Below are 23,899 nucleotides of genomic sequence, written 5' to 3'. Positions count from 1 at the left end.
TCCTATGATTAACCCATTAAGGTTAATTTAAAACGATAAAGCCGCCATGCTGGAGGGCGGCTTTGTGCTTGAAAACAGATTGTCTCGTTATATTTTAACCTCAACACCTAACCAGTAATTGAGACCTTGTTCGATAAATCCTTCTGAATACTCATAACTATGGTCAAAAAGGTTATTGACTGAGGCATTGAGTTTTACATTTTCTGATGCAGTATAGTCAACTCGGATATTGGTTATTACAAACCCGGCAGCAACTTGAGAAGCATCGCTATTACTATAATTGGAAGAACGCGCTTCTTCTGCAAGTGTAATGCCGATAGGCTCCCATGGTGTAACCGTAATCCACGCATTCGCCATTTGGGTTGGTAAGCCAGTAATTTCGCCTATTTGACCACTTTTTACATCACTATTTGTATAGCTATAGCTCAGTCCCATTTCAGCAATACTGTTGATACGACCCTTGAGGCCTATATCGACTCCCGAATAATCAACTTGGCCTATATTTCGATTTTGTAATGTATTGGCATCAATATTTACCGCCTGAATTGCATCATCCACACGATTATAATAAATACTGGCTTCATAGCTCCAATCATCGTTGAATAAACCATTATAGGTAATATCAATACTACGAGCGCGCTCTGCATCTAAGTGTGGATTAACGATTGCCACTTGACCCGTAGAAGGCTTAGAGGTCGTATAGCGTTCTTTTAGTGTAGGGAAGCGGCTGCGATCAGAAAATGATACCGATAGATAATCCTGCTGACGAATTTGATATTTCGCCATTGCTTGCCAGTTAAAAGCATTTTGGTCATTATCGTCGTATTCAGTAATGCTACCGTTATTTTCAAATTGCATTGCTTGTAAGCTAGTGCGTTTATCGTAACTGATGCCCGCCACAATATTAAGCTTTTCATCGACAGCCCATTGGTATTCTGTGGATGCAGAAATAGTGCGATCTTTAAAGCGATCATAATCGCCAATAGGATCGTCTTTTTCCCTATGGATATCTTCTTTCCAATGAATTGCGAAAGCGAGTTGGTCTTGCTGGCGGACTTCTGCGGCTAATTGTAATCCTGCACCATTACTATAATCATCATAATGACTATAAGAGCCATTTTTATTATTTAAATCTTTTAATGAGTTATACATCATTAGGGTATTAACAAAATTATCATGGTAAACGCGGCTTTTAAGCGTAAAAATATCGCCTAATTTAGTCGTCCCTTGATAGTAATAACTTTCTTTATCATATTCAGGCCACTGCCAATACCGTGACTTTTGTGGGCTAGTACCTGCATAGGGTGGATTATTTTTTTCACTGTTTTGATTAATATAAGTAAAAACATACTCATCGTCAGCATTAGGGGTAAACCCCAGTTTTACTATGCCACGTTTATCATCTGCTGCAGAGTTGATTAACTCCCCATCTGAGCCAGCAATATCATTATCTGTGCCGTAAGGTAAGCCTAAGTAATCTTGTTTTAATTGGCTACCGGAAAACTGTAGATAGCCTAAATCATTACTCATACTTAATGAGGCATTAGCATCGTAGGCGTTAGTTTTATTACGGGTAAACCCTTGGCGGTAGCCTGCGCTGGCTTCTAACGTTTCTGTGGGTTTATGGGTGGTTAAATTAATTGAGCCGCCCATTTGGTTAGGCCCCTGTAGGAGTGAGGTATATCCTTTTGATACCTCAATCGAATCGAGGTTAGAGGTTAAAAATCGGCCTAAGTCTAGATTACCATCGTAGGGGATATAAATCGGAATGCCATCGTAAAACACCGGGACTTGGCGATTGTCAAAACCACGCACTCGTACTTGTAATTCGTTGCGACTCCCCGATTTTTGGAGTGAAACACCGGGAATCGTGCTTAAGGCATTAGCGACATTATTTTTACCTAATTTCTCTATCGTCTTTTGGTCAATGCGCGCACTGGTATCAGCAACGGCGCTCCCCCATATCGTTATTCTTTCTGGATTATTATCTGCTAATTGATTTTGTGCTATTTCATTAGCTATTAGAGGGTGTGAAATTCCCATTGCAATTAATAATGGAAGATAGATTTTTTTATATTGCATAGTAATCTCTTTCTTATAGATGTAGTTAAGTGAAATAGCAGCGCCTGATGACTGCTATTTTATTGATATTCAATTTTGGTCTTTATTAAAGTTGCAGTAGCTTGCTACTTATTTACTTAATGCCACTTTATCCCAATACACTAATGCCCAATCTCTAGATGGGGATATTAGTGCTTCTCCGATGCGGCTTTTATGTTGATAGTAATCAAATAAGCGATTATTCTCTTCATCTGTGAGTCCGCCTAATGACCAATCAATTGTTTTAGAAAACTGCTCGAAATTGTTATTTTTATCTAAACAATTATTTGATTTAATATAATCAACCTGTGGGTTAATCCCCATTTGATATAAAATGTTGACGGCAAAAATGTAATTAGGTAGTTCAATTACTTTTCGCCCGATTGCAGCTTGTATTTCAACATCCACAAAAGAGGTGGATACCGTATGTGTGGTATAAACCCTGAGTTTAGCTTTATCGTTAAGCTTAATGAGCGCCGCACGTAAGTCGGACACTAAGGTGGAGCGTGATGCAACGGCGATATCACATTGTGGAATATCCTGCCAATCATCTTCCCATGATTTATTCAGTAGGCTGACATTATTCAGTCCCATTGCGTTTGCCCGACGATGTGTGACATCTAACATGCCTTGGCTGTAATCTACGCCATAAACATGAGTTAGGTTTTCGGCTATGTTCAAACAGACTGAACCGGGACCACAACCCATATCGAATAAAGTTGAGGCGCCGCGCAAATCAATTTTTGCTAATAGTTGGGTCAAGTAACCGTCATTAGCAGGAGCACAATCGTTTGCCATGGCTTCTGCGCGCTTGTCCCAATGCTCTGGTTTTTTAGTGGTTCGCCCCGCTAATTGCATTTGCTGTTGGTATAATCCAGCGAAATCCAGCTCATCTAATAACATTGTTTTTCCTCATGTTTATCTTTAAATATCGAGGCCCAAGTGGTTTCTAATATCGCTTTCTTGGACACCATAAAGTGTGGTGAGACGCTTTGCGCTAAGCATGTCGTTAATCGAACCTTGTTGTATTGGTTGATCTTTTGCCACTAGTACTACCTTGTCTGCTACGGCCTTAGCATGCATAGGATGGTGCGTTGACATTAATACTGTCATGCCCTCTTTTTTAAGCGTGCGGATCCTTTCGAGTAAGGTAATTTGATGACCAAAATCGAGGCTAGCTGCTGGCTCGTCCATGATAAGTAGTGTGGGTTGTTGGATCAGTGCTCTGGCGATTAAAACCAACTGGCGCTCACCGCCACTGAGTGAAGGATATTGCCGTTTAGCGAGATGGGCGATATCAAGCATTAGCAACAACTCCATTGCCAAAGCGCGGTCTTTGACGCCAGGCTGGGAAAATAATTTTAGATGCGCGCAGCGACCCATCATCACCATATCAAGCACACTAAATGCAAAAGGACCATCATGTGCCTGCGGTACATAGGCCACGGTTTGTGCCAGCTCGGTGGTGTTCCATAAATGGAGGGCTTTATCGTGTAGTTGAATACAGCCACCCTTGAGCGGCAAAATTCCTAATAGGCTACGTATAATGGTGGTTTTGCCGCAACCATTCGTCCCCAAAAGACAGCACACTTCTCCCGTTTTTACGGTAAAAGAAACATCGCGGAGGACGGGATGTCGGTTATAACCGATATCGGCATGATTGAAATTGACGATAGTCACAGCCGCTCTCTCCTCATCAGTAAAATAAGGAAAAATGGCGCGCCAATCAGTGCGGTAATAATACCTAAGGGCAATTCTACAGTACCGACGCTGCGGGCAATGGTGTCGGTAAATAATAATAAAATGGCACCGACCGCCATCGACAATGGCAATAATTGTTGGTTATTCGCACCGATTAATGTGCGGCAGATATGAGGAACCACTAATCCAACCCAACCAATAATACCGGCAATGGACACAGTGCAGGCGGTGATTAAGGTCGCACTAATGATAAAGATAATCCGTAAGCGGGTGACATTAACGCCAATTGCTTTGGCTTCGTCATCGGGAAGGCTTAAAAGGTTCATGCGCCAACGTAGTAGAAATAATGGCAATAATCCTATGAGGATTAATGGCATAGCGATAGCAATATCATCTAAGGTAATTGAGTTTAGGCCACCAAGTAGCCAAAACGTAATCGAAGGAAGCTCAATATAAGGGTCTGCAAACACTTTTATTAGTGAAATCCCGGCACCGCATAAAGTGCCGATGGCGATCCCAATCAATACGAGTGATAACACCGGATCTTGTCGGCGCGTAAATTTGGCAATGACACACACCAACACGACTACTGTAATGCCCCCTGTAAAGGCAAAAGCCTGAATGAATAACATAGGTAATCCAAGCAAAATTGCCGCGCTTGCTCCTAAACCCGCTCCGGCAGAAACGCCTAAAATATCCGGTGAAACTAACGGGTTACGGAACATACCTTGATAGGCCGTACCTGCGGCAGAAAGGCTGGCACCCACCAATATGGCGGCCAACATTCTAGGCAGACGAATTTGCCAAAATACAATTGAAAGGCGAGGATCGCTGGATAAATGGGAAGAAAAAATCAGTTCGTTAATTTGCCCTAATGAGAGGGGATATTTGCCTGCTGTGAGCGCTAAAAACATACTCATTAAGAGTAGTAAGCTCACAACCCCGATGGTTTTTGACATCATCATGGCTGTTTCACTAATTGTTGGTATGACTCATCACTGAGCGTGCTATGGAAAAATAGCTCGAAGAAGGCTTGTGTATCTGCCTGTAACCCTGCCTGTATTTTAGGATCGAAATGGGCATGTAATCTTCGCAAACCTAATAAACGATTAATGCCCGGTGGTGCATCTAACCAACCAAACGGAAAACGAGGGTAGTGTAAAACCTGCTGTTGCTGCACAGCGTTAATACCTTGCCATTGGCTGTTGGTTAAAATGTGCTGATATGTGGATTCATCCTGTGTTAAAACTACATCCGGTTGCCATAGCAGTAATTGCTCCATTGATACTTGTCCAAGGCCATGGCGCCCAGCTTGTTTTGCTACATTTTCTAATCCAAGTAGTTCGGCTGCCTCGGTATGTAATGACCCCGCTAAACCGGTTTCTAATCCTTTTGCGCCTCTGGCGGCATAGAACCGCAGAGGTTTTCTTTGAGTTGATGAAAAGATGCGGGCATCAGTTAGTATTTTTTCAGCCATATTAGCTAAGGGTTCAGCCCTTGCTACCACGCCAAGAACATCAGCTACTTGCCTGATTTGTTCGGCTGAGTCAGACAATTTACCGCTAACTAAAAGATAGGGGATCCCCGTGAGTGCGGTAATACGCTCCGCCTGAGAGCGAAAAGTGTCAGTAACACTGCCGCTGTCGATAATAATATCTGGTTTGAGTGCGAGTAACTGTTCAATCGACAAGGTGCTAGCACGGCCCGATAATCGGCCTAGTTTAGGTAGTGTCTGTATGCTTTGTGAGAACCATGGGTTATTTCGTGGGATTTCAAAGGCTGAAAATCCAAGTAGTTTTTCGGGTACTAGGGCTAACAGTAATATATCAGCAGGAGCGCCAGCACTGAGTACGCGTTGGATTTTGTTAGCCGCAGGGAGCTTACCAAATGGGAAGACTAATGATTGATTCATCGCCCATAGTGTTGAGGGTACTGCAGTTAAAAGGCCGCAAGAAGCTAACGCTTTTAATAATAAACGCTTCTTTGTATCCATGAAATAATGCCACAATATTCGATATATAGTTATGTATATAGCGAAGGGTATGGAAACATTAAAATGATGTCAAGGTGTTGCAATTTACGCTGATAGAAATGTGATTTAGCTCTAAGTTGTATGATTTTTGTGAGTCTTAAGATTTGTTGCTTAGTAATTTTTATGCACTGGATTTTTATTAGCGCGCCGTTTTTCCGTGCATTTGCATGTAGTTCAGTTAAATCTGCTTGTTGCAGATTGAGTTAGCAGGTTTATTTAATCGGTTAAGTTAAATTTAGGATGTAAAAAAACCGCTGGGTAGCGGTTTTTATGTTTTGTAATCATAGCAGCTTAAATCGTAAACGATTTAAATTATAAACCCGCGTCAGCGCGCAGTGCTTCTGCTTTATCGGTCGCTTCCCAAGGGAACTCGTTACGACCAAAGTGGCCATAAGCGGCAGTTGCTTGGTAAATTGGGCGAGCTAAATCTAACATCGCCGTTAAGCCGTATGGACGTAGTTCAAAGTGTTGACGCACTAACTTGATCAGCAGTTCTTCAGACACTTTACCTGTACCGAAGGTTTCGATGCTGATAGAGGTAGGCTCTGCCACACCAATCGCGTAAGACACTTGGATTTCACAGCGATCAGCAAGACCCGCTGCAACGATATTTTTAGCCACATAACGGGCGGCATAGGCTGCACTACGATCCACTTTTGATGGATCTTTACCTGAGAATGCGCCGCCACCGTGACGGGCCATGCCGCCGTAGGTATCAACGATGATCTTACGACCGGTTAAGCCACAATCACCTACAGGGCCACCAATAACAAAGCGACCAGTTGGGTTGATAAAGAATTTAGTATCTTTATTTAACCATTGAGCAGGCAGAACTGGTTTGATGATGGTTTCCATCACGCCTTCAATTAAGTCGGCTTGTGAAACGTCATCTCTGTGCTGAGTCGATAACACGACAGCATCGATGCCGACAATTTTGCCATCATCATAGGCAAAAGTGACTTGGCTTTTCGCATCTGGACGCAGCCAAGGCAGGGTGCCGCTTTTACGTACTTCAGACTGGCGCTTTACTAATGCATGGGCATAAGTAATAGGCGCTGGCATTAATACATCGGTTTCGTTGTTGGCATAACCAAACATTAACCCTTGATCGCCAGCACCTTGCTCAGCAGGATCGGCACGATCTACACCTTGATTAATATCGGGTGATTGCTTACCAATGGCGTTTAATACTGCGCATGAGTCTGCATCAAAGCCCATATCTGAATTGGTATAACCAATTTCTCGCACGGTTCTGCGGGTGATTTCTTCGATATCAACCCAAGCAGAAGTGGTGACTTCGCCGCCCACTAATACCATGCCAGTTTTGACATAAGTTTCACACGCCACGCGTGCTTTTGGATCTTGAGCCAGAATTGCATCTAGCACAGCATCAGAAATCTGATCTGCAATTTTATCGGGATGACCTTCTGAGACCGACTCAGAAGTAAACAAGTGCTTTGCCATAGTAGGAAAATCTCGTCGTTAGCATTCAAACGTGTAGAAGCATCTACATCTAGACGGCTATTTTAGTGGAATTTCACTTTGATGACACCCCCTAAGCAAAATATTTGCGTATAAAGTGAGGTGTACCCCAAATGTGAAGATAATATCATCGCTTGGTTTATGATATAAGTTGATGAATTTAATTCATTTAAATTCATCTTTTCATTTTTAAATTAATCTGAAACCGTATGCGAACTCTCTCTAGCTTAGGCCATTTTATCCATAATGTTGTTAGGTATCAGTGACAAATAAGCCATGCTAATTTACATGCTAGTGCTATTAATACTGGGTATTTAGCGTGTTTAACGATCAATATACGTAAATTGGAGTGCTTTGGATCGGTTAAACTTAAGTGCTTTAGTGCATTTTCGTTTGCGTCCTCTTCGGATGTAGGGGAAAATATCCATCCAAATTGCCCGCTAGACCTCACAAACAAGCAGGAGAGAGCATGTCTTCCCGTAAAGTACTCGCAAACGCAATCCGTGCGTTAAGTATGGATGCAGTTCAAAAAGCTAATTCAGGCCATCCCGGCGCCCCAATGGGTATGGCAGATATTGCTGAAGTGCTGTGGAATGATTTCCTTAAGCACAACCCGACCAATCCTAAATGGGTAGATAGAGACCGTTTCGTTCTTTCTAATGGTCACGGTTCAATGCTGATCTACTCTTTACTACACCTGAGTGGTTATGAGTTACCGATTGAAGAACTGAAACAGTTCCGCCAACTGCATTCAAAAACACCGGGTCATCCAGAATACGGTTACACCCCAGGTGTTGAAACTACAACGGGTCCACTCGGTGCGGGCATCAGCAATGCTGTCGGTATGGCGATTGCTGAAAAAACCTTAGCGGCACAGTTTAACCGTGACGGTCACGATATTGTCGATCACTACACTTACTGTTTCCTTGGCGACGGCTGTTTAATGGAAGGTATTTCCCACGAAGCCTGTTCATTAGCCGGTACGTTAGGCTTAGGCAAACTGGTTGCATTTTGGGATGACAACGGTATTTCTATCGATGGCCATGTTGAAGGCTGGTTCACCGATGATACGCCAAAGCGTTTTGAAGCTTACGGCTGGCATGTTATTGCAGGTGTTGACGGTCACGATAGTGATGCTATCCGCGCGGCAATCGAAGCGGCTAAAGCGGTTACCGATAAACCAACAATGATTTGCTGCAAAACCATTATTGGTTTTGGTTCACCTAACAAATCTGGCAGCCACGATTGCCACGGCGCACCATTAGGCGATGCAGAAATTGCCGCAGCCCGTGAGTTTCTTGGCTGGCCATATGCCCCATTTGAAATCCCAAGCGAGGTTTATGCAGGTTGGGATGCTAAAGCTGCGGGTGCTGCCCGTGAAGCAGCTTGGAATGAAAAGTTTGCGGCTTACGCTACTGCCTATCCAGAACTGGCTGCTGAATACGATCGCCGTGTACTAAAAGGTGAGTTACCTGCTGATTTTGAAGAAAAAGCGCAAGCATTTGTTCAAGCATCACAGGACAAAGCTGAAGGTATTGCAAGTCGTAAAGCCTCACAAAATGCCATCGGTGCTTTCGGTGCTATGTTGCCTGAACTGTTAGGCGGCTCTGCTGACTTAGCGGGTTCTAACTTGACACTATGGTCAGGTTCTAAAGGTATTCAGGACGATCCAGCTGGTAACTACATCTACTACGGTGTGCGCGAATTTGGCATGAGCGGCATTATGAATGGTGCATCGCTGCACGGTGGTTTCATCAACTACGGCGCAACGTTCATGATGTTCATGGAATATGCCCGCAACGCAGTCCGTATGTCAGCGCTGATGGGGATTCAAAACATTTTCGTTTATACCCATGACTCTATCGGTCAAGGTGAAGATGGTCCAACGCATCAGCCCGTTGAGCAATTAGCTAACTTGCGTATGACGCCAAATATGGCCGTATGGCGCCCATGTGACGCGGCAGAAACAGCGGTTTCTTGGAAAGCGGCTATTCAACGTCGCAATGCTCCAACATCGCTTATCTTTAGCCGCCAAAACCTTAAAGCTCAAGCGCGTACTAGCGAACAGTTAGCTAATGTGGCTAAAGGTGGTTACGTATTGCAAGACTGTGCTGGTACGCCAGAATTTATCTTGATTGCAACGGGTAGCGAAGTACAACTAGCAATGGATGCCGCTGCGGCATTAACCGAACAAGGTAAACACGTTCGTGTGGTTTCTATGCCATCAACTACTGAGTTTGATAAGCAAGATGCCGCTTATAAAGAATCTGTATTGCCACGAGCAGTAACTAAACGTGTAGCGATTGAAGCTGCGCATAGTGACTTCTGGTATAAGTACATTGGTTTTGAAGGCAAAGTTGTAGGTATGACCACTTTTGGTGAGTCAGCACCAGGTAACGTGTTACTTAATCACTTTGGTTTCACTGTTGAAAATGTGCTGAATGCTGCAAAATCACTGGGCTAATGGCTTAAGAGATTAGATTCAATACAAAAGGTTAAACTTTTTAAGCGTTAATCTGTATAATACGGCTTGCAATGTTTTGCAGGCCGTTTTTGTATTTAGAGGAAATAGAGACCTCAATGATCCGAGTTGCTATCAATGGTTATGGCCGTATCGGTCGCTCTATTCTTCGTGCTTTGTATGAGTCAGGGAAGCGGCAGCAAATGCAGATTGTCGCGATTAATGAACTCGCTAAACCTGAAGCCATTATTCATTTGACCCAGTACGACACTACCCATGGTCGGTTTGCCCACAAAGTGAAGCTCGCAGACGATCACATGTTAATTGGCGATGATGCGATTAAAATTCTGCACGAGCCCGATCCCACAAAACTCCCTTGGCATGAAATGGATATAGACATAGTCTACGAGGCCACCGGTGTATTACTCGACCGTAAAAGCTGTGAAGCCCATATTCATGCTGGCGCTAAACAAGTACTGATTAGCCATCCATCCTCTGCCGATGTTGACGCCACGATTGTGTATGGCGTTAACCACGATTTACTCTGCGCAGAACATACCGTCATCTCTAACGCTTCTTGCACGACTAACTGTATTGTGCCGGTGATCGATGTACTCGATTATCATTTTGGCGTTAAAAGTGGCGCGATTACCACGATCCATTCCGCGATGAATGATCAGCAAGTGATTGATGCTTACCACGATGATTTACGTCGCACCCGCGCAGCGAGCCAATCTATTATTCCTGTAGACACTAAACTTGCACGTGGTATTGAGCGTATTTTGCCGCACATGAAAGATAAGTTTGAGGCTATTTCGGTGCGTGTGCCTACCATTAACGTGACCGCGATCGACTTGTCTGTAACCCTTGATAAAATTGTTGATATAGCCACGGTTAATCAGGTGTTGGAGTCCGCAGCCAACGGGCGATTTAACGGTATTTTAGGCTATACTGACGAGCCCTTAGTTTCATGTGATTTTAACCATGATCCGCGCTCCAGTATTGTTGATGGCACTCAAACCCGTGTCAGCGCTGGCCAGTTAGTAAAGCTTCTGCTTTGGTGTGATAACGAGTGGGGTTTTGCCAACCGTATGTTAGATACCAGTTTGGCGATGATTGCAGCCAAACGAGGCTGATAAAAAGTAGATTATTCACCGGTGGGTCATTCAGTTATATGCCAATTCGACGGGATGTCGAGTGCCTAGCGGCAGTAAATTGATACCGGCCATGTGTGAAACCAGTTTGTTTTTTGATTATAAAAGGAAGCGTTACCATGGCAATTATCAATATGTCAGATTTAGATCTACAAGGTAAGCGTGTGCTTATTCGCGAAGATCTCAATGTGCCCGTTAGCAATGGCGTCGTCACCAGTGATGCACGTCTGCGCGCCTCTTTACCGACTATCGAGTTAGCCCTTGCTAAAGGCGCCGCCGTAATGGTGATGTCGCATTTAGGTCGCCCGACTGAAGGTGAATACAATGCCGAATATTCACTGCAACCAGTGGTTGATTACTTGGCAAAAGCTCTGCCTTGTAAAGTGCGTTTAGCGACAGATTATTTAGACGGCGTCGATGTTGCTGTTGGCGAAGTGGTGGTGTTCGAAAACGTGCGCTTTAACGTGGGCGAAGGCAAAAACAACGAAGCGCTGTCGCAAAAAATGGCAGCATTGTGTGATGTCTATGTAATGGATGCCTTTGGTACAGCGCATCGCGCGCAAGCATCGACCCACGGTGTTGGCATGTTTGCTCCAATCGCCTGTGCTGGCCCATTATTAGCACAAGAATTAGATGCCTTAGGCAAAGCGTTAGATAATCCAGCGCGTCCTATGGTGGCTATCGTTGGCGGCTCAAAAGTGTCGACTAAACTCACTGTATTAGAGAGCTTATCTGGCATTGTTGATCAGTTAGTGGTTGGCGGCGGTATTGCAAATACTTTCATCGCAGCGGCAGGTTATAACGTAGGTAAATCACTTTATGAAGTGGATTTACTTGATGAAGCTAAGCGTTTAGTTGCCAATGCTAAGAGTCGTGGCGCTGATATTCCTGTGCCGACGGATGTGGTGGTGGCAAACGAATTTAGTCCAACTGCAGCTGCGACGTTGAAAGCAGTGGGTGATGTTAGCGACAGTGAAATGATTTTTGATATAGGTCCCGATAGCGCTGAAGCGCTGGCTAAAATCATTGAATCAGCGGGCACTATCGTATGGAATGGCCCCGTTGGCGTGTTCGAATTTGACCAATTTGGAGAGGGTACTCGCCGTATTGCACAGGCCATTGCCGATTCAAAAGCTTTCTCTATTGCAGGCGGTGGTGACACGTTAGCGGCAGTTGATAAGTACGGCATTGCCGATAAAATATCTTACATCTCTACTGGCGGCGGCGCTTTCCTTGAGTTTCTTGAAGGTAAAGAATTACCCGCAGTGGCGATGTTAGAAAAGCGCGGCGCATAAGATATAGATTTAAGAACGCGGCACGTAAGATGCCGCGATAAGCTTTGATAACATTAAAGCTTTCATAAAAAAGTAACATAATTATAAAAAAACCGCCCGTATTTAGTTAAGTGATTAGCTGAGTATGGGCATAAAAATCCATCCAAACGATAGCGACCTCGGTGATAGATATCACCCTATTATTGGAGTTACAAAATGGCGTTAATTTCCCTACGACAACTACTTGATCACGCAGCAGAACATGGATACGGTGTGCCTGCGTTCAACGTTAATAACTTAGAGCAGATGCGTGCCATCATGCAATCTGCTGAAGCAACAAATAGCCCTGTGATTGTGCAAGCCTCAGCGGGTGCGCGTAAATATGCCCGCCCACAGTTCCTTAAATATTTGATGGCAGCAGCCCTTGAGCAGTATCCAGATATTCCTGTGTGTATTCACCAAGACCACGGTACCGATCCTGACATCTGTCAGCGTTCTATTCAATTGGGTATGTCATCAGTGATGATGGACGGCTCTTTAATGGCTGACGGTAAAACGCCCGCCTCTTATGAGTACAACGTCGATGTTACCCGCCGCACAGTAGCTTTCGCCCATGCCTGTGGTGTGTCGGTAGAAGGTGAAATCGGTTGTTTAGGTAGCCTAGAAACAGGCCAAGCAGGCGAAGAAGATGGCATTGGTGCAGTAGGCACGCTAAGCATGGATCAAATGCTAACGACTCCTGATGAAGCCGCGCGTTTTGTGGCAGATACCCATGTTGATGCATTAGCGATTGCTATTGGTACTAGCCATGGCGCTTACAAGTTCAGCCGTAAACCTACGGGTGAGGTGCTGCGCATCGATCGCATTAAAGAAATCCACGCACGTATTCCTAACACTCACTTAGTAATGCACGGTTCATCTTCAGTGCCGCAAGAGTGGTTGAAAATCATCAATCAATATGGCGGTCAGATCCCAGAAACCTACGGTGTGCCATTAGAAGAAATCGTTGAAGGCATTAAGCACGGTGTGCGTAAGGTGAATATCGATACTGACTTACGCTTAGCCTCAACCGGTGCGGTTCGTAAGTTTTTAGCTGAAAACCCAAGTGAATTTGATCCACGTAAATTCCTTAAGGCATCAATGGAAGCAATGGCCGATATCTGTACTATCCGCTATGAAGCTTTTGGTTGTGCGGGTCAAGCATCTAAGATTAAGCCATTGTCTTTACAAGCAATGTATAAAGCGTACCAGTCTGGTGCGTTAGATCCAAAGATCAATATGTAAGCGTTATTGTTGTAGTAGAAACCCGCCTATGGCGGGTTTTTTTATGCTTTAAATAGATGCAATTTTCATTTTTTAATCGTCAATGCTAATATTGCGCAGATTTTCAGTGGGAAATACTAACCCTTATTAATATGTGTTTATCTAGTTATGTAGGACTAAACAGATATTTATAGGGATTGGATTTACAGAATAGGAACGAATAAAGATGAAGAAAGTACTGACAACCGCAATATTACTGACGACACCTTTTATGGCAACTGCCGGCGCAGATTTTGTTAAAGGCGATAGAACATTCGCTGGCGAAGCCGAGTTAGGTGCTACGTTAACTACTGGTAATACCGAAACCTCATCATTTAAGGGGCGTTTAAATCTTAAACATGAGCTAGGTGATTGGGAAAACCAATACTTACTCGAAGGCTTATACAAAGAGGATTCGGAGACCGTCACGGCTAAGCGTTATTTTGTCGGTGCTCAAGGCAACTATAAGATGACTGACCGTAGTTACTTGTTTGCCAATGCTAACTACGAAGTCGACCCGTTTACGGGCTATGAGTACACGGTTTCTGGTGCTACCGGTTATGGTCATCGGCTTTACGATACCACTAGAACCTTTTTAGATGTTGAAGTCGGCCCTGGTTATATCTATCAACGTCTGGATAATGAGCAAGCACTTATCGAAGGTTATGATACGAATGATAGTGTGGTGGCTCACGGCGTGATTAACTTCGAAACCGAAATTACCGACACCTCTAAATTCCAACAACGTTTTGTGGCTGATTATGGCGATAAACTCGATGCCCGCTCTGAGACCTCGTTAACTGCGAATATTATTGGTGCATTGGCGATGAAGTTTGCCGTTATCGTGCGTTATAACAGCGAGCCATTAGACGATAAAAAAGGTACTGATACTGAAACGAATATGACCTTGTTATATTCTTTCTAATAGTACGCAACCGTTTTAGAAAAGCACCTTAAAGGTGCTTTTTTTATGGATTATTTTTAGATTAAATCGAATGTAATTTAGTTAATCGTGCATTAGCGTCTACGATATATATACAAAAATTAATCTATTAAACTCCCTCTAGCGGCCTAGTAATATAAGAAGTATGCGTTTTATCAACATTTACGCTGGCATAGCTGTGGTAATTTTCTAACTAATTATCTTGGTAGAGATCAACTTTGATGAAATTACAACGAGCATGTAAAAATAGTGGGACAGCATTCCTGAGCTTATTCGGTATGGCGATACTGACAAGCTTGTTTTCACCTGCGACATGGGCAATGGCTGAAAACGTTGAACGGCTTAATTTAACCAGTGCAAGTGTGGGTTATATTGCAGTATGTATATTTGTGCTCGCTTATGTATTGGTTATGGCCGAAGAAACATTACACCTACGTAAATCGAAACCGGTATTGGTCGCGGCGGGGATCATTTGGGGGATGATAGGTTTTGTGTATGTGCAAAATGGTATGTCGGAATTATCTGAAGCGGCATTTAAACATAACCTACTCGAATACGCTGAATTATTGCTTTTTTTACTGGTGGCGATGACTTATATCAATGCGATGGAAGAGCGCAATCTATTTGATGCTATCCGCGGTTGGCTGGTGGGTCGTGGTTTTAGTTTGAGAACCGTGTTTTGGCTAACCGGGTTTATGGCATTTTTTATTTCGCCTGTCGCCGATAACCTGACCACCGCCTTATTGATGTGTGCCGTGGTGATGAAAGTGGGTGCGGGTCAGCGTAAGTTTATAACTCTCGCCTGTATCAATATTGTGGTAGCAGCTAATGCGGGTGGTGCGTTTAGTCCATTTGGTGACATTACAACCTTAATGGTGTGGCAAAAAGGACTGGTACATTTTAACGACTTTTTCCATCTATTTATTCCAGCCGTAGTCAACTTTGTGCTGCCAGCGGCCATTATGAGTCTGTTTATTCCTCATTTTGTACCAGAAAAAGCAAAGGAGCAGGTTTACACTAAGCCTGGAGCAAAACGCATCGTAGCACTATTTTTACTCACTATTGCGACCGCCGTTTGCGCTCATTCTTTTTTAGGTATGCCGCCAGTATTAGGCATGATGACAGGATTAGGTTTTTTACAATTCTTTGGTTTTTACCTGCGTAAAACGTTCAATAAATCTCTTGCCCGCGATCGAGCTAAAGCTGAGTTAATTCAAGATACATTGCGTCTACAGCAACTTGGCAGTGTGGTGCCATTTGATGTGTTCAGTCGAATTTCTCGCGCTGAGTGGGACACCTTATTGTTCTTTTATGGTGTGGTGTTATGTGTGGGTGGCCTCGGTTTTATGGGGTATTTGAGCTTAGTCTCCGAGGCAATGTATTCCCATTGGGATGTTACTTATGCCAACGTAGCTGTGGGGCTGCTTTCATCTGTGGTTGATAATATCCCGGTGATGTTTGCGGTATTAACCATGAATCCCGATATGCCGTTAGGGCAGTGGTTATTAGTCACGCTGACAGCTGGTGTTGGCGGCAGCTTGCTGTCGATTGGCAGTGCCGCAGGTGTCGCTTTGATGGGACAAGCTCGCGGCATTTATACCTTTGGTGCGCATTTACGTTGGACACCTGTGATTGCCCTAGGTTATGCGGCGAGTATTCTGGTACATCTGTGGATGAACTCATCCATGTTTTAACGTTTACTATCAATAACAAAAAAGGCATCCAGTGGATGCCTTTTTACTTAAATTGAGCAGTAACAATTAGATTGATGGCGCTTCAATTAAGCTCAGTTCGTTATTCGCCTTAGCGCCATAAATCTGAATCGCAACTTTGATTTGAGCAACAGCATGGCTGGGATCCTGTTGCTGCCAATCTAAAGCGGGTATTTCAAATTGATATTGCCCCGTCTGTATTTCTGTTAACTTACCGCCGCATTCCGTTGTATTTTGGCAACGATAACTTTGCGTGGTATGCCAGCGCTTCCATGCTTTAGGGTTTGAAGAAGCTTTATTGCTATCGGGAAAGCCAAAATAGTAAATATCATAGGCTTTTACCGCAGTAATGGCCGCTTGTTGCGCATCCGTTAATGAAAATTGAATCGTGCCTGTCTTTTGGTCAAACTGGTTGAGAGCGAGGTTGATTTGCATCGCCTCATCGATATTCACACTATTAACCGCTGGTGGTGATGGTGGCACCGGAGGGATGACTTCCTCTGATGTATTATCGTCACTGCCACATCCGCTAAGCAACAATATGCTTAAGGTTACTGCGAGTAATGGGTATTTCATTGCAGCCCCCTTAATTGAAGTGCCCTGTATGGCAAGTGGTGCATTCCATATCTGTTTTAACACTCGCAGCAGAACCTAGGGTGCTTGAACTGCCATGGCAGGTTTGGCAATCCTGTGCATCCGGTGTCGGTTTACTGCCAACCAGTCCGCCAATATTTTCACCTTGGTAAGCACGGTTTAATACATCAACTAAGTAATAAGCCATCGACGCAGATAGGCGGTAGCAACGTTCACCTTTTTTGGCAAATGGCAGACCAGAGGCCTTTGACCAGTTACTAATTGATGAATGACATAACACGCTTTTTGCCTTTGATGAGCTGACAACAAGCGCCGTTTTTTCTGCAGTGGAACCTATGCCAGCGACAAATTCGGCTGAAGCTAATGGCAGTGTTGTATTTTCGTAGTAGCGGAAGGTGTTACCAATTACAGCATTATTTTGACCGTTAATGTCATCTAAGATATTGACTAACATACCAATTGCATTGAGGTTGCCGCAAAGCGTGCCTTGACCTGCGACACCAGCAAAACCATAAGCTGCCAGTGCGGTTGGGATAGTTTTAAATTTAGCGGCATCGACACTGCTTGATTGAGCCAGCATGGTAATAACAGCATGAAACACTTGGTGCATACATCCCCCGCCGGTTTCATAGGCGAGCTTTGCCGTTGCCATCGGGTCAATGGGGGCGTATTTCAGTTTCTCTCCTAATGCTAAATAGTATTGTCCTTCTTCATTAGTGGCAGCGAGAACTGAAGTTCCCATCAGTGTTGCACCCGCGGCAACGGTGCTAATACCGATAATGCGGCTTAAGGCTTGGCGTCTATTGATACTCATCATCTATATCCTCTGTGTAGAATTACTTTTATTTATTAGGTGGCAAAAATAAATCTCTATGGTTTGAATGTTAAACACGCAGGCGATAAATGATGTGATTTAGGCCAGAGGATATGGACCTTTTAAGGATGCGAAAAAAACGTGCAATTACATGGGTTTTGCAGATTGAAATCCTATATTGTTATGCGTTAAGTAGATTGGTAAGTGACTCATACCTCGTTATTTGTAATATTTATGTAAATTTATGCGTAATTACACCAGTGCCAAGGAAGATTTATTTTTGTGAGCTAAAGCTGGCTTTGGTGGATTAGCCTTGAGCTTGGGGCTTGATTCACGAAACGTAACTATTTGCTGTCTTGGGTTAACAAGATCACATTAATCATCCGCTATTTTATCTAGACTTAATTCTATGTTTTTATGGAGTTGAGCGAATGATTATGCAATTGGGAGACTGCAGGTTTGATCGAGAACGAGGTACATTAACTGAATTGTCTCGTGATGAATGTTGGCATCTTCCTCGGGCTGAATTACAAGTGCTCTCTTTACTGGTTGAACACCAAGGTCAATTAGTTTCTAAATATATGCTTAAGATAGGGGAGGGGCAGCATCCACCGCTAACGGATACTTCGGTGGCCAGAGCCGTGTTTATGCTGCGATCCTTTCTCGGTACACGGCATGAAGGCTTAATTGAAACCGTCAAAGGCCAAGGTTATTTGCTACAACCATTAAATGGTAATAAACGTAAGTATGTCAATTATCTAAGACTACAGACAATCCCGTTATGGAGTGTATTGGTGTTGTTTGGCGCTATGTTAGCAGTGTCATTTTTTTATCTATATCAGATTGATCATAGTAAACCGACCCAAGCGTTGATGAGCTCCGAGATCTCATTGGCTTCTGGTGAGAATGTCCGATTACATCTCTATGCTAATTCTAATACCAATAACCTCTTACTCTTTAAATTAGGCGAGCGTTTAAGTGCTGGATTAACGGCCTGCGGCCAAAGTGATTGGAAGGATGTTTATGCTTCGTTATCCCATGATAAACAAGTGCTTAATGTAACCTTGCGTGGTGAGAAGTTAGGTCAGTCTGTGATCCGTAATATTAAGATCAGCGATTTTACGCAGCCAAAGGAATTTATTGATGCCACATGGCTGCGGGAGGTTGATATCTGTGGCTAGATGGCTAAAGTGGACGATTAATCTCGTTATTTTAACGGCATTGATTACGGCTTGTAGCGTGATTTATTGGCAGTTAATGACCAATCGGACACTGATTTTAAATTGCAGCTCTGAATTATTCGACCGCCATTCTCATGGTAATGTTGACGGTAAATACTATTTGCTCGTTGATGTATTAATTGCCGCTAATAATGCGCAGGTTAATTATCGTTACTTTAATTTCGATGGCACGAGTGCGGGCACGATTTCGATGCAAGGTAAAGTGGAGAAAATAGAAGCCAATAGTATGACCTATCAGATAGCAGTGCAGACGAAAACAGAGTCTGAACTTGAAAAACATAAAGACTGGCCTGAGCATATGAAATATCTTTCATACATCAGTAGCTTACATTTCAATGCGTCTGGGATACACAATCTGAGTATCGAAGTGCTTGATATGGATGACACTAAAGATTACGCGGTGGTTTTATTCCAACCGAGTAATACGGTTTGTGGTTGCCGAATCGTAAATAGTCGAATTTAATCAGTGTATTTGAGTTTATTTCAGTTAAGATTAGTACTCACTTATTCTCGTTTACTGCTATGAGTTATGCCTTTAACGGAGACTCATGAAAAGGATGCTGTGTCTAAGATACGTGTAAAGCAAGAAGAATCGCTATCGATTAAATTTAGCCATCAGATGGAAAAGGGCGATAGCCGTCAGCTCGATCTCTATTTCTTTTTACCCAAGGAAATGGGCATAGGCTCACATACGCTCAATGAAGAAGAGTACTATTTTAGCTCGATTGTCGGGCGCCGATCTTACTATTCTGAAGGTCTACATTTACCGCTGGTGCAGGGGCGTTTTGCCAGTTTGAATCGCCGTACCATTGAAGAGTTTCGCTTATACCTTAATTTATTCGCCTACCAGTTTGCCGTCGCTGTTGAAAACGATGTTAAAGAACTTAAACAAATATCTGACGTAGCTCACTTTTATCTCGCTCTTGATGAGCTGCGCGAACAAGTTATTCAATTACTGAAAAAGTTTCGCCGCAACGAACCTGAGGATCCTAAATGGAAATCCTATTTTGAAAACGCCGATAACTACTTGTCTTGGTTTTGTGAGCAGCAGTTACTGAAAGTGCTTGCTCATGCCACTCGTACCAGTGATTTTAATGATATTCAAGAGCGGGTATTAACCCTATGTCGCAATGAGTGTGCCTATCGGGATGAGCATAAATATAACTCAGTGCAAACGAAGCAAGACCCAAACAGAATATCTAATAAGATGTTGTTATTACGTCGGTTAATCCAGCAGGGCGTGGTGCTCAAAGAGGAATTAAAACCCTTAGGTATTGGCCTTAAAAAGTTCACCACAGGATTAGCGACCGCATTAGTGATGCTAGTGGTATCGGCATTGATTATTCAGGCTCAAGGTGCATTTAGTGGTTTCACCATTGCCCTAGTACTGACCTTGGCAGTAATTTACGGCTTTAGGGAAATTTTCAAGGACGATGTTCGTAATGCCATGTGGCGCTATGTGCAGCGCGGTAGACCTCGCTGGAGCCGCATTTTGCGTGATACAACCAGTCAGGCAATCATAGCTAAGCAATTAGTTTGGCTTGAGTTTATGCGTCAACAAGACTTACCAGATAAAGTCAGCGAAATTTTAAAGCACCGACATAGCCAAAATAAGGTCGATGCAGAAATTTTACACTATAAAATTGCCACTAAGGTGAATCAGAGCGAGTTCCAAGCGGGATATTCGACTATCCAAGAGCAAGTCAATTTTAGTTTAGTGCCCTTTGCCCGTTACTTAGAGCGAGGTAAAGCAAAGATTTATAAGGAAGTTGAAGGTAAAATCAGCCATGAATCGGTAGAGCGTCGCTATCAAGTTAATTTGATTTTAGTGTTACGTGAGAACCGTGAAGCCCCGCAGTATATTCGCTATAAAATTACCATGAACCGTTCAGCCATTATTGAAATTACCCAGAGCAAATTACCCGACTCGGTTAATGCTCCGGAATCTATCATTGATGACGAGTAAAAGCTTGGCCAATATTCTGCTCGTTATTTTGTTTAGCGCGCCTTAGGGCAATTTCAGCATTATTAAGATATTGCTCTAATGTTTGCCCCTCTTGATAACCCGCGATACCTATGCTGATACCTTCACTTAGGCCATTACCAGAGAGTTTTTCCATCATATTAAGCGCAAAACTATGGGCCTGGGTGGCGTCTGTGTCTGGTAACATCATGATGATCTTACCTAGTTGCCAATGCAAAATTTGATAATTAGCTGGGGTTTCAAGTAGTAATTGTACTTCGACTTCTTGTTGTCGATTCGCCAGTTGGTCTATGTCACTCATGTGACTCAACATACCCTCAGGGTTAATATCCATTAGCAATAAGCTAGAGCTAAGGCGGCTTTGCGGTGGTAACGAGCTAAAATAGCTTTCTAAATCGCCTAACCTTTGCAGTATGATATTTCGATGCGGGACTAGGTCACGTTTCTCTCTATTTGAGCCACGCTGATCTGCCTGTTCTAAAGTACATACAATATAATCAATCTCACCATCTGCTGTGACATGACCCTTTAAGGTAGCTTGCAAGCAATGGGATCGCGGCTCTTTGGGGGCACACAGTATTTGCCCTTGCCACTGACCTTGCATGGCGATTTGAGAGCTGATCCTTTGCCATTGATTACCTAAATCGTTGGCAAGTAATGAGGCTAAATCGTGATTTAAATCCCCATTGAGTTGCATCATGGCATCGAATGCCGGGTTAATTTTAATCAATTTACCATTGGCATCGGTGAGCGCGATAGCTACAGTGCTGTCGCAGAGTAGTTCATTGATGAAAGCCTGTTGTTTACTCTGGATTAGCTCACTAATATCTTCAAGGGTTATTAATAAATGTGGTGAACCTCGGCTTGCCCTTGGCGCTTGGCGTACATTAACCCTTAGCGTTGGGCCCTTAATGCTTTCTAGGCTGATATCTCCTGACCATTGCCCTATCTTATGCACTTGCTCCATTAACTGTGCGTATGTGGTGTCATCAAGGCACAAAGTTCGCTGCAGACTGCGGTCGGTCAACTCATCGAGTGGAACTAATGTTGCTTCAGCCGCTTTAGTATTGGCGCTAATCACTCGGGCATTTTCGTTGACCATCATAAAGCCGATATCACTGTTAAATAAACCATTAGCGACATCAATACTGTATTGGCGAGAACGTTGTTGTAAGCGATACATATGGCTAAGTAATATCACCCAAGCGGCTAACAGAGTGAGTATTAAAGATGCCGCGATAACAATATTTCGCCATTGATAAAATTGTGCCGCTATGTCTGAATTACGCACATAAGACAGTAAATAATACTCTCGGCGGGTCTCTGGCTGAGTTGTAAGCTCAAGCTTAAGGTAGACGAACGTGGCATCTTCACCGTGAAATTGACCAAAGTTACTCATCGACATATCACGCCACAATGCGGGGTAACTTTGCTTTAAACTCGCACCTAGAAAAGTGGGCACATTATTTAACGGGGCTAAGCTATTAGTACCAGTAAAGAGTAATCCCTGCGTATCGAGCATTAACATGGGCGATCGATTACTCGAAAATGCTGGCTTTATGGCCTCAAGCATTTGTTCCATAGAGTTATACGTCACTATATATCCCATCGAACTTTGATCAGCCTTTTCTAGCAATGCCATTTGATACAGATAGGCTTCTAACTTACCGTCAATAGGGACAAATTCTAGTGGTGAGGTATAGACTTCTCGGCCTCCCATCTGGCGACTCACACCAAGTAATGCGGGCGGTATGGGATCTTTGCTGAAATTAGAGGTGGTTGAAAATTTATAATTACCTTGTGGATCGTATAGCGCCACGCCGAGTAGCTCAGGAATTTTTTGAACCAATTCTTGCCAACTTTGTTGTAATTTGAGTTGTTGCTTGGCGGTGGGGTTGCTTAAGTATTGCTTTAGTCGTTCATCATTGGCAAAAATTAAGGTGCGAAATTGCTGAAAAGATATTTTGTCGGTGACAAGCGTGCCTATGGTTTGTAGTTCACTGTATCTCTGTGTAGCCCATTCTTCCTGCAGACGACGCTCACCTAAAGTAATAATCAAGTTAGTTAAAATGATCATGCCAACCACCAGCATGGAAAGCTGGCTTGCAACGGCTAATACACGTTGATGCGACCAGTAGATCCCTTGAGTTAATGAGAGTAGTGGCGCGAGGGAATACGTACTTGGATTATTCTTCAGCATGAATCGATTATGTAGGTGAACTGTTAATTACGCTATGTTAACACGAAAGAATTGTTACTACAGTGCCAGTTACAACGTAAAATTCCCATTGCAAAATTATGCTGGTTTTATGGGTAGCTTGGACGCAGCGATATAGCCAAATATTGTGATATTTTAGGCAGTGTTAACCTAAGGCGCCTAATAGACGATGCTTGAATTGGCAGCCATAACTCTCAACTTGTTCACGGCAACGAACGATATTAACCCCTGCTAACCCTTCAATCGCTGAAACTTGTACTGTGTCTATGTAGTGTGGGGCTAACGCAATAAAGGTATGCATTGCAGCATAAGAACCGGCGAGTTTTGGGCGACAATGTTCAATATAGGCGGCTTCATTATCTGCATTGAGAGAAATCGATAAGCTGTCTACGCAGCCAGCAAGTTCTGGCAGAATATTGCGTCTATGGACTAAATTGCCCAATCCATCGGTATTAATGCGTACTCGTCCACCTCTTTGCTTTATTTCTTTTGCCACAGCGAGCAGGGTTGGAAGATTTAAGGTTGGTTCGCCATAACCGCAAAACACATATTCTTCAAAGTCGGTAACTTTACCTAACAGAGGAATAATCTCTTCAGCTTTAGGTTGATGGCTCAAAGCCAATTGATATTCATGGATCTGTTTACTGCCATTATGTTTGGGGCAAAAAGCGCAGCGTAACGTACAGCGCCCAGTAATATTCAGGTAGCGACTACGGCGAATATCATAAACTAAGGTTTCTGCTGCACAGGTTCCGTTGGTGCAAACATCATCTGTAATGTGACCGTTCGCTAGGGTTTCAGTAGTGACAACGTGCGGGTTATCAAGGTGTTGATTATGCAGATACTTAGACATAATGACGGTTTCACTCTAACGACAACTGACGACT

19 protein-coding genes are annotated in these 23,899 nt (G+C 43.4%); 9 read left to right on the top strand and 10 right to left on the bottom strand.

The features are described from left to right. Nucleotides 1–87: 87 nt before the first annotated feature. From C9I43_RS12140 to metK, 6 genes are all read right to left on the bottom strand, one after another. On the bottom strand, nucleotides 88–2,082 hold the full coding sequence (locus C9I43_RS12140) for a TonB-dependent receptor plug domain-containing protein (RefSeq protein ID WP_107883617.1): 1,995 nt from the start codon (nucleotides 2,080–2,082) through the stop codon (nucleotides 88–90). 108 nt (nucleotides 2,083–2,190) lie between these two features. Then, a complete protein-coding gene (locus tag C9I43_RS12135; RefSeq protein ID WP_107883616.1) occupies nucleotides 2,191–3,003 on the bottom strand; it encodes a class I SAM-dependent methyltransferase in 813 nt (270 codons plus the stop codon). Nucleotides 3,004–3,024: 21 nt separating this feature from the next. Next, nucleotides 3,025–3,780, bottom strand: a complete 756-nt coding sequence (locus tag C9I43_RS12130) for an ABC transporter ATP-binding protein (RefSeq protein WP_107883615.1) — start codon at nucleotides 3,778–3,780, stop codon at nucleotides 3,025–3,027. Further along, nucleotides 3,777–4,766: a FecCD family ABC transporter permease gene (locus C9I43_RS12125; protein WP_258191904.1), complete on the bottom strand. Its 990-nt coding sequence runs from the start codon at nucleotides 4,764–4,766 to the stop codon at nucleotides 3,777–3,779. The genes C9I43_RS12130 and C9I43_RS12125 overlap by 4 nt, the downstream gene beginning before the upstream one ends. Beyond that, on the bottom strand, nucleotides 4,763–5,794 hold the full coding sequence (locus C9I43_RS12120) for an ABC transporter substrate-binding protein (RefSeq protein WP_107883614.1): 1,032 nt from the start codon (nucleotides 5,792–5,794) through the stop codon (nucleotides 4,763–4,765). Before C9I43_RS12120 ends, C9I43_RS12125 begins: the two co-directional genes overlap by 4 nt. A 351-nt stretch (nucleotides 5,795–6,145) precedes the next feature. Then, a complete protein-coding gene (gene metK / locus C9I43_RS12115; protein ID WP_076497580.1) occupies nucleotides 6,146–7,297 on the bottom strand; it encodes a methionine adenosyltransferase in 1,152 nt (383 codons plus the stop codon). A 487-nt stretch (nucleotides 7,298–7,784) separates the two neighbouring features. Here metK and tkt point away from each other — a divergent pair, with 487 nt between their 5' ends. The 6 genes from tkt (at nucleotide 7,785) to nhaD (ending at nucleotide 16,143) form a co-directional block, all read left to right on the top strand. Beyond that, nucleotides 7,785–9,779 (top strand): transketolase, encoded by a 1,995-nt coding sequence (gene tkt, locus C9I43_RS12110; protein ID WP_107883613.1) that lies wholly within the window; start codon nucleotides 7,785–7,787, stop codon nucleotides 9,777–9,779. A 116-nt stretch (nucleotides 9,780–9,895) separates the two neighbouring features. Beyond that, entirely contained in the window at nucleotides 9,896–10,912 is a 1,017-nt protein-coding gene (gene epd, locus C9I43_RS12105; RefSeq protein WP_076497574.1) for an erythrose-4-phosphate dehydrogenase, read from the top strand. A gap of 137 nt (nucleotides 10,913–11,049) precedes the next feature. After that, complete coding sequence (locus C9I43_RS12100) at nucleotides 11,050–12,225, top strand: phosphoglycerate kinase (protein ID WP_076497571.1); 1,176 nt, start codon at nucleotides 11,050–11,052, stop codon at nucleotides 12,223–12,225. Between the two features lie 195 nt (nucleotides 12,226–12,420). After that, nucleotides 12,421–13,488, top strand: a complete 1,068-nt coding sequence (fba, locus tag C9I43_RS12095; RefSeq protein ID WP_076497569.1) for a class II fructose-bisphosphate aldolase — start codon at nucleotides 12,421–12,423, stop codon at nucleotides 13,486–13,488. Between the two features lie 205 nt (nucleotides 13,489–13,693). Continuing rightward, nucleotides 13,694–14,431, top strand: a complete 738-nt coding sequence (locus C9I43_RS12090; RefSeq protein ID WP_107883612.1) for a DUF481 domain-containing protein — start codon at nucleotides 13,694–13,696, stop codon at nucleotides 14,429–14,431. Between the two features lie 239 nt (nucleotides 14,432–14,670). Next, nucleotides 14,671–16,143, top strand: coding sequence for a sodium:proton antiporter NhaD (gene nhaD / locus C9I43_RS12085; RefSeq protein WP_107883611.1), 1,473 nt, complete (start codon nucleotides 14,671–14,673; stop codon nucleotides 16,141–16,143). A 66-nt stretch (nucleotides 16,144–16,209) separates the two neighbouring features. Here nhaD and C9I43_RS12080 read toward each other — a convergent pair whose 3' ends face one another. Together C9I43_RS12080 and C9I43_RS12075 are read right to left on the bottom strand one after the other, a co-directional pair. Then, nucleotides 16,210–16,737, bottom strand: coding sequence for a hypothetical protein (locus C9I43_RS12080; protein WP_107883610.1), 528 nt, complete (start codon nucleotides 16,735–16,737; stop codon nucleotides 16,210–16,212). A 10-nt stretch (nucleotides 16,738–16,747) separates the two neighbouring features. Further along, a complete protein-coding gene (locus C9I43_RS12075; protein WP_076497561.1) occupies nucleotides 16,748–17,569 on the bottom strand; it encodes a cytochrome c3 family protein in 822 nt (273 codons plus the stop codon). Nucleotides 17,570–18,000: 431 nt separating this feature from the next. Between C9I43_RS12075 and C9I43_RS12070 the strand changes: the two genes are divergently transcribed. From C9I43_RS12070 to C9I43_RS12060, 3 genes are all read left to right on the top strand, one after another. Continuing rightward, nucleotides 18,001–18,750 carry a winged helix-turn-helix domain-containing protein gene (locus C9I43_RS12070; protein WP_107883608.1) on the top strand — a complete coding sequence of 250 codons (750 nt, stop codon included), beginning with the start codon at nucleotides 18,001–18,003 and terminating at the stop codon, nucleotides 18,748–18,750. Further along, nucleotides 18,743–19,273, top strand: coding sequence for a hypothetical protein (locus C9I43_RS12065; protein WP_107883607.1), 531 nt, complete (start codon nucleotides 18,743–18,745; stop codon nucleotides 19,271–19,273). The genes C9I43_RS12070 and C9I43_RS12065 overlap by 8 nt, the downstream gene beginning before the upstream one ends. A 99-nt stretch (nucleotides 19,274–19,372) precedes the next feature. Further along, complete coding sequence (locus C9I43_RS12060; RefSeq protein WP_076498036.1) at nucleotides 19,373–20,776, top strand: hypothetical protein; 1,404 nt, start codon at nucleotides 19,373–19,375, stop codon at nucleotides 20,774–20,776. Here the strand turns inward: C9I43_RS12060 and C9I43_RS12055 are convergent. Together C9I43_RS12055 and C9I43_RS12050 are read right to left on the bottom strand one after the other, a co-directional pair. Further along, on the bottom strand, nucleotides 20,760–22,994 hold the full coding sequence (locus C9I43_RS12055; RefSeq protein WP_076497554.1) for a PAS domain-containing protein: 2,235 nt from the start codon (nucleotides 22,992–22,994) through the stop codon (nucleotides 20,760–20,762). The genes C9I43_RS12060 and C9I43_RS12055 overlap by 17 nt on opposite strands. Before the next feature lie 163 nt (nucleotides 22,995–23,157). Continuing rightward, nucleotides 23,158–23,865, bottom strand: coding sequence for a TatD family nuclease-associated radical SAM protein (locus C9I43_RS12050; RefSeq protein WP_107883606.1), 708 nt, complete (start codon nucleotides 23,863–23,865; stop codon nucleotides 23,158–23,160). Nucleotides 23,866–23,899: the final 34 nt, after the last annotated feature.

The sequence above is a fragment of the Shewanella morhuae genome (assembly GCF_003028295.1).
In the GTDB taxonomy this organism is placed as follows: Bacteria; Pseudomonadota; Gammaproteobacteria; order Enterobacterales; family Shewanellaceae; genus Shewanella; species Shewanella morhuae.
Note: the sequence above shows the minus strand (reverse complement) of the source record. Positions and strands in the feature narration are given on the sequence as shown.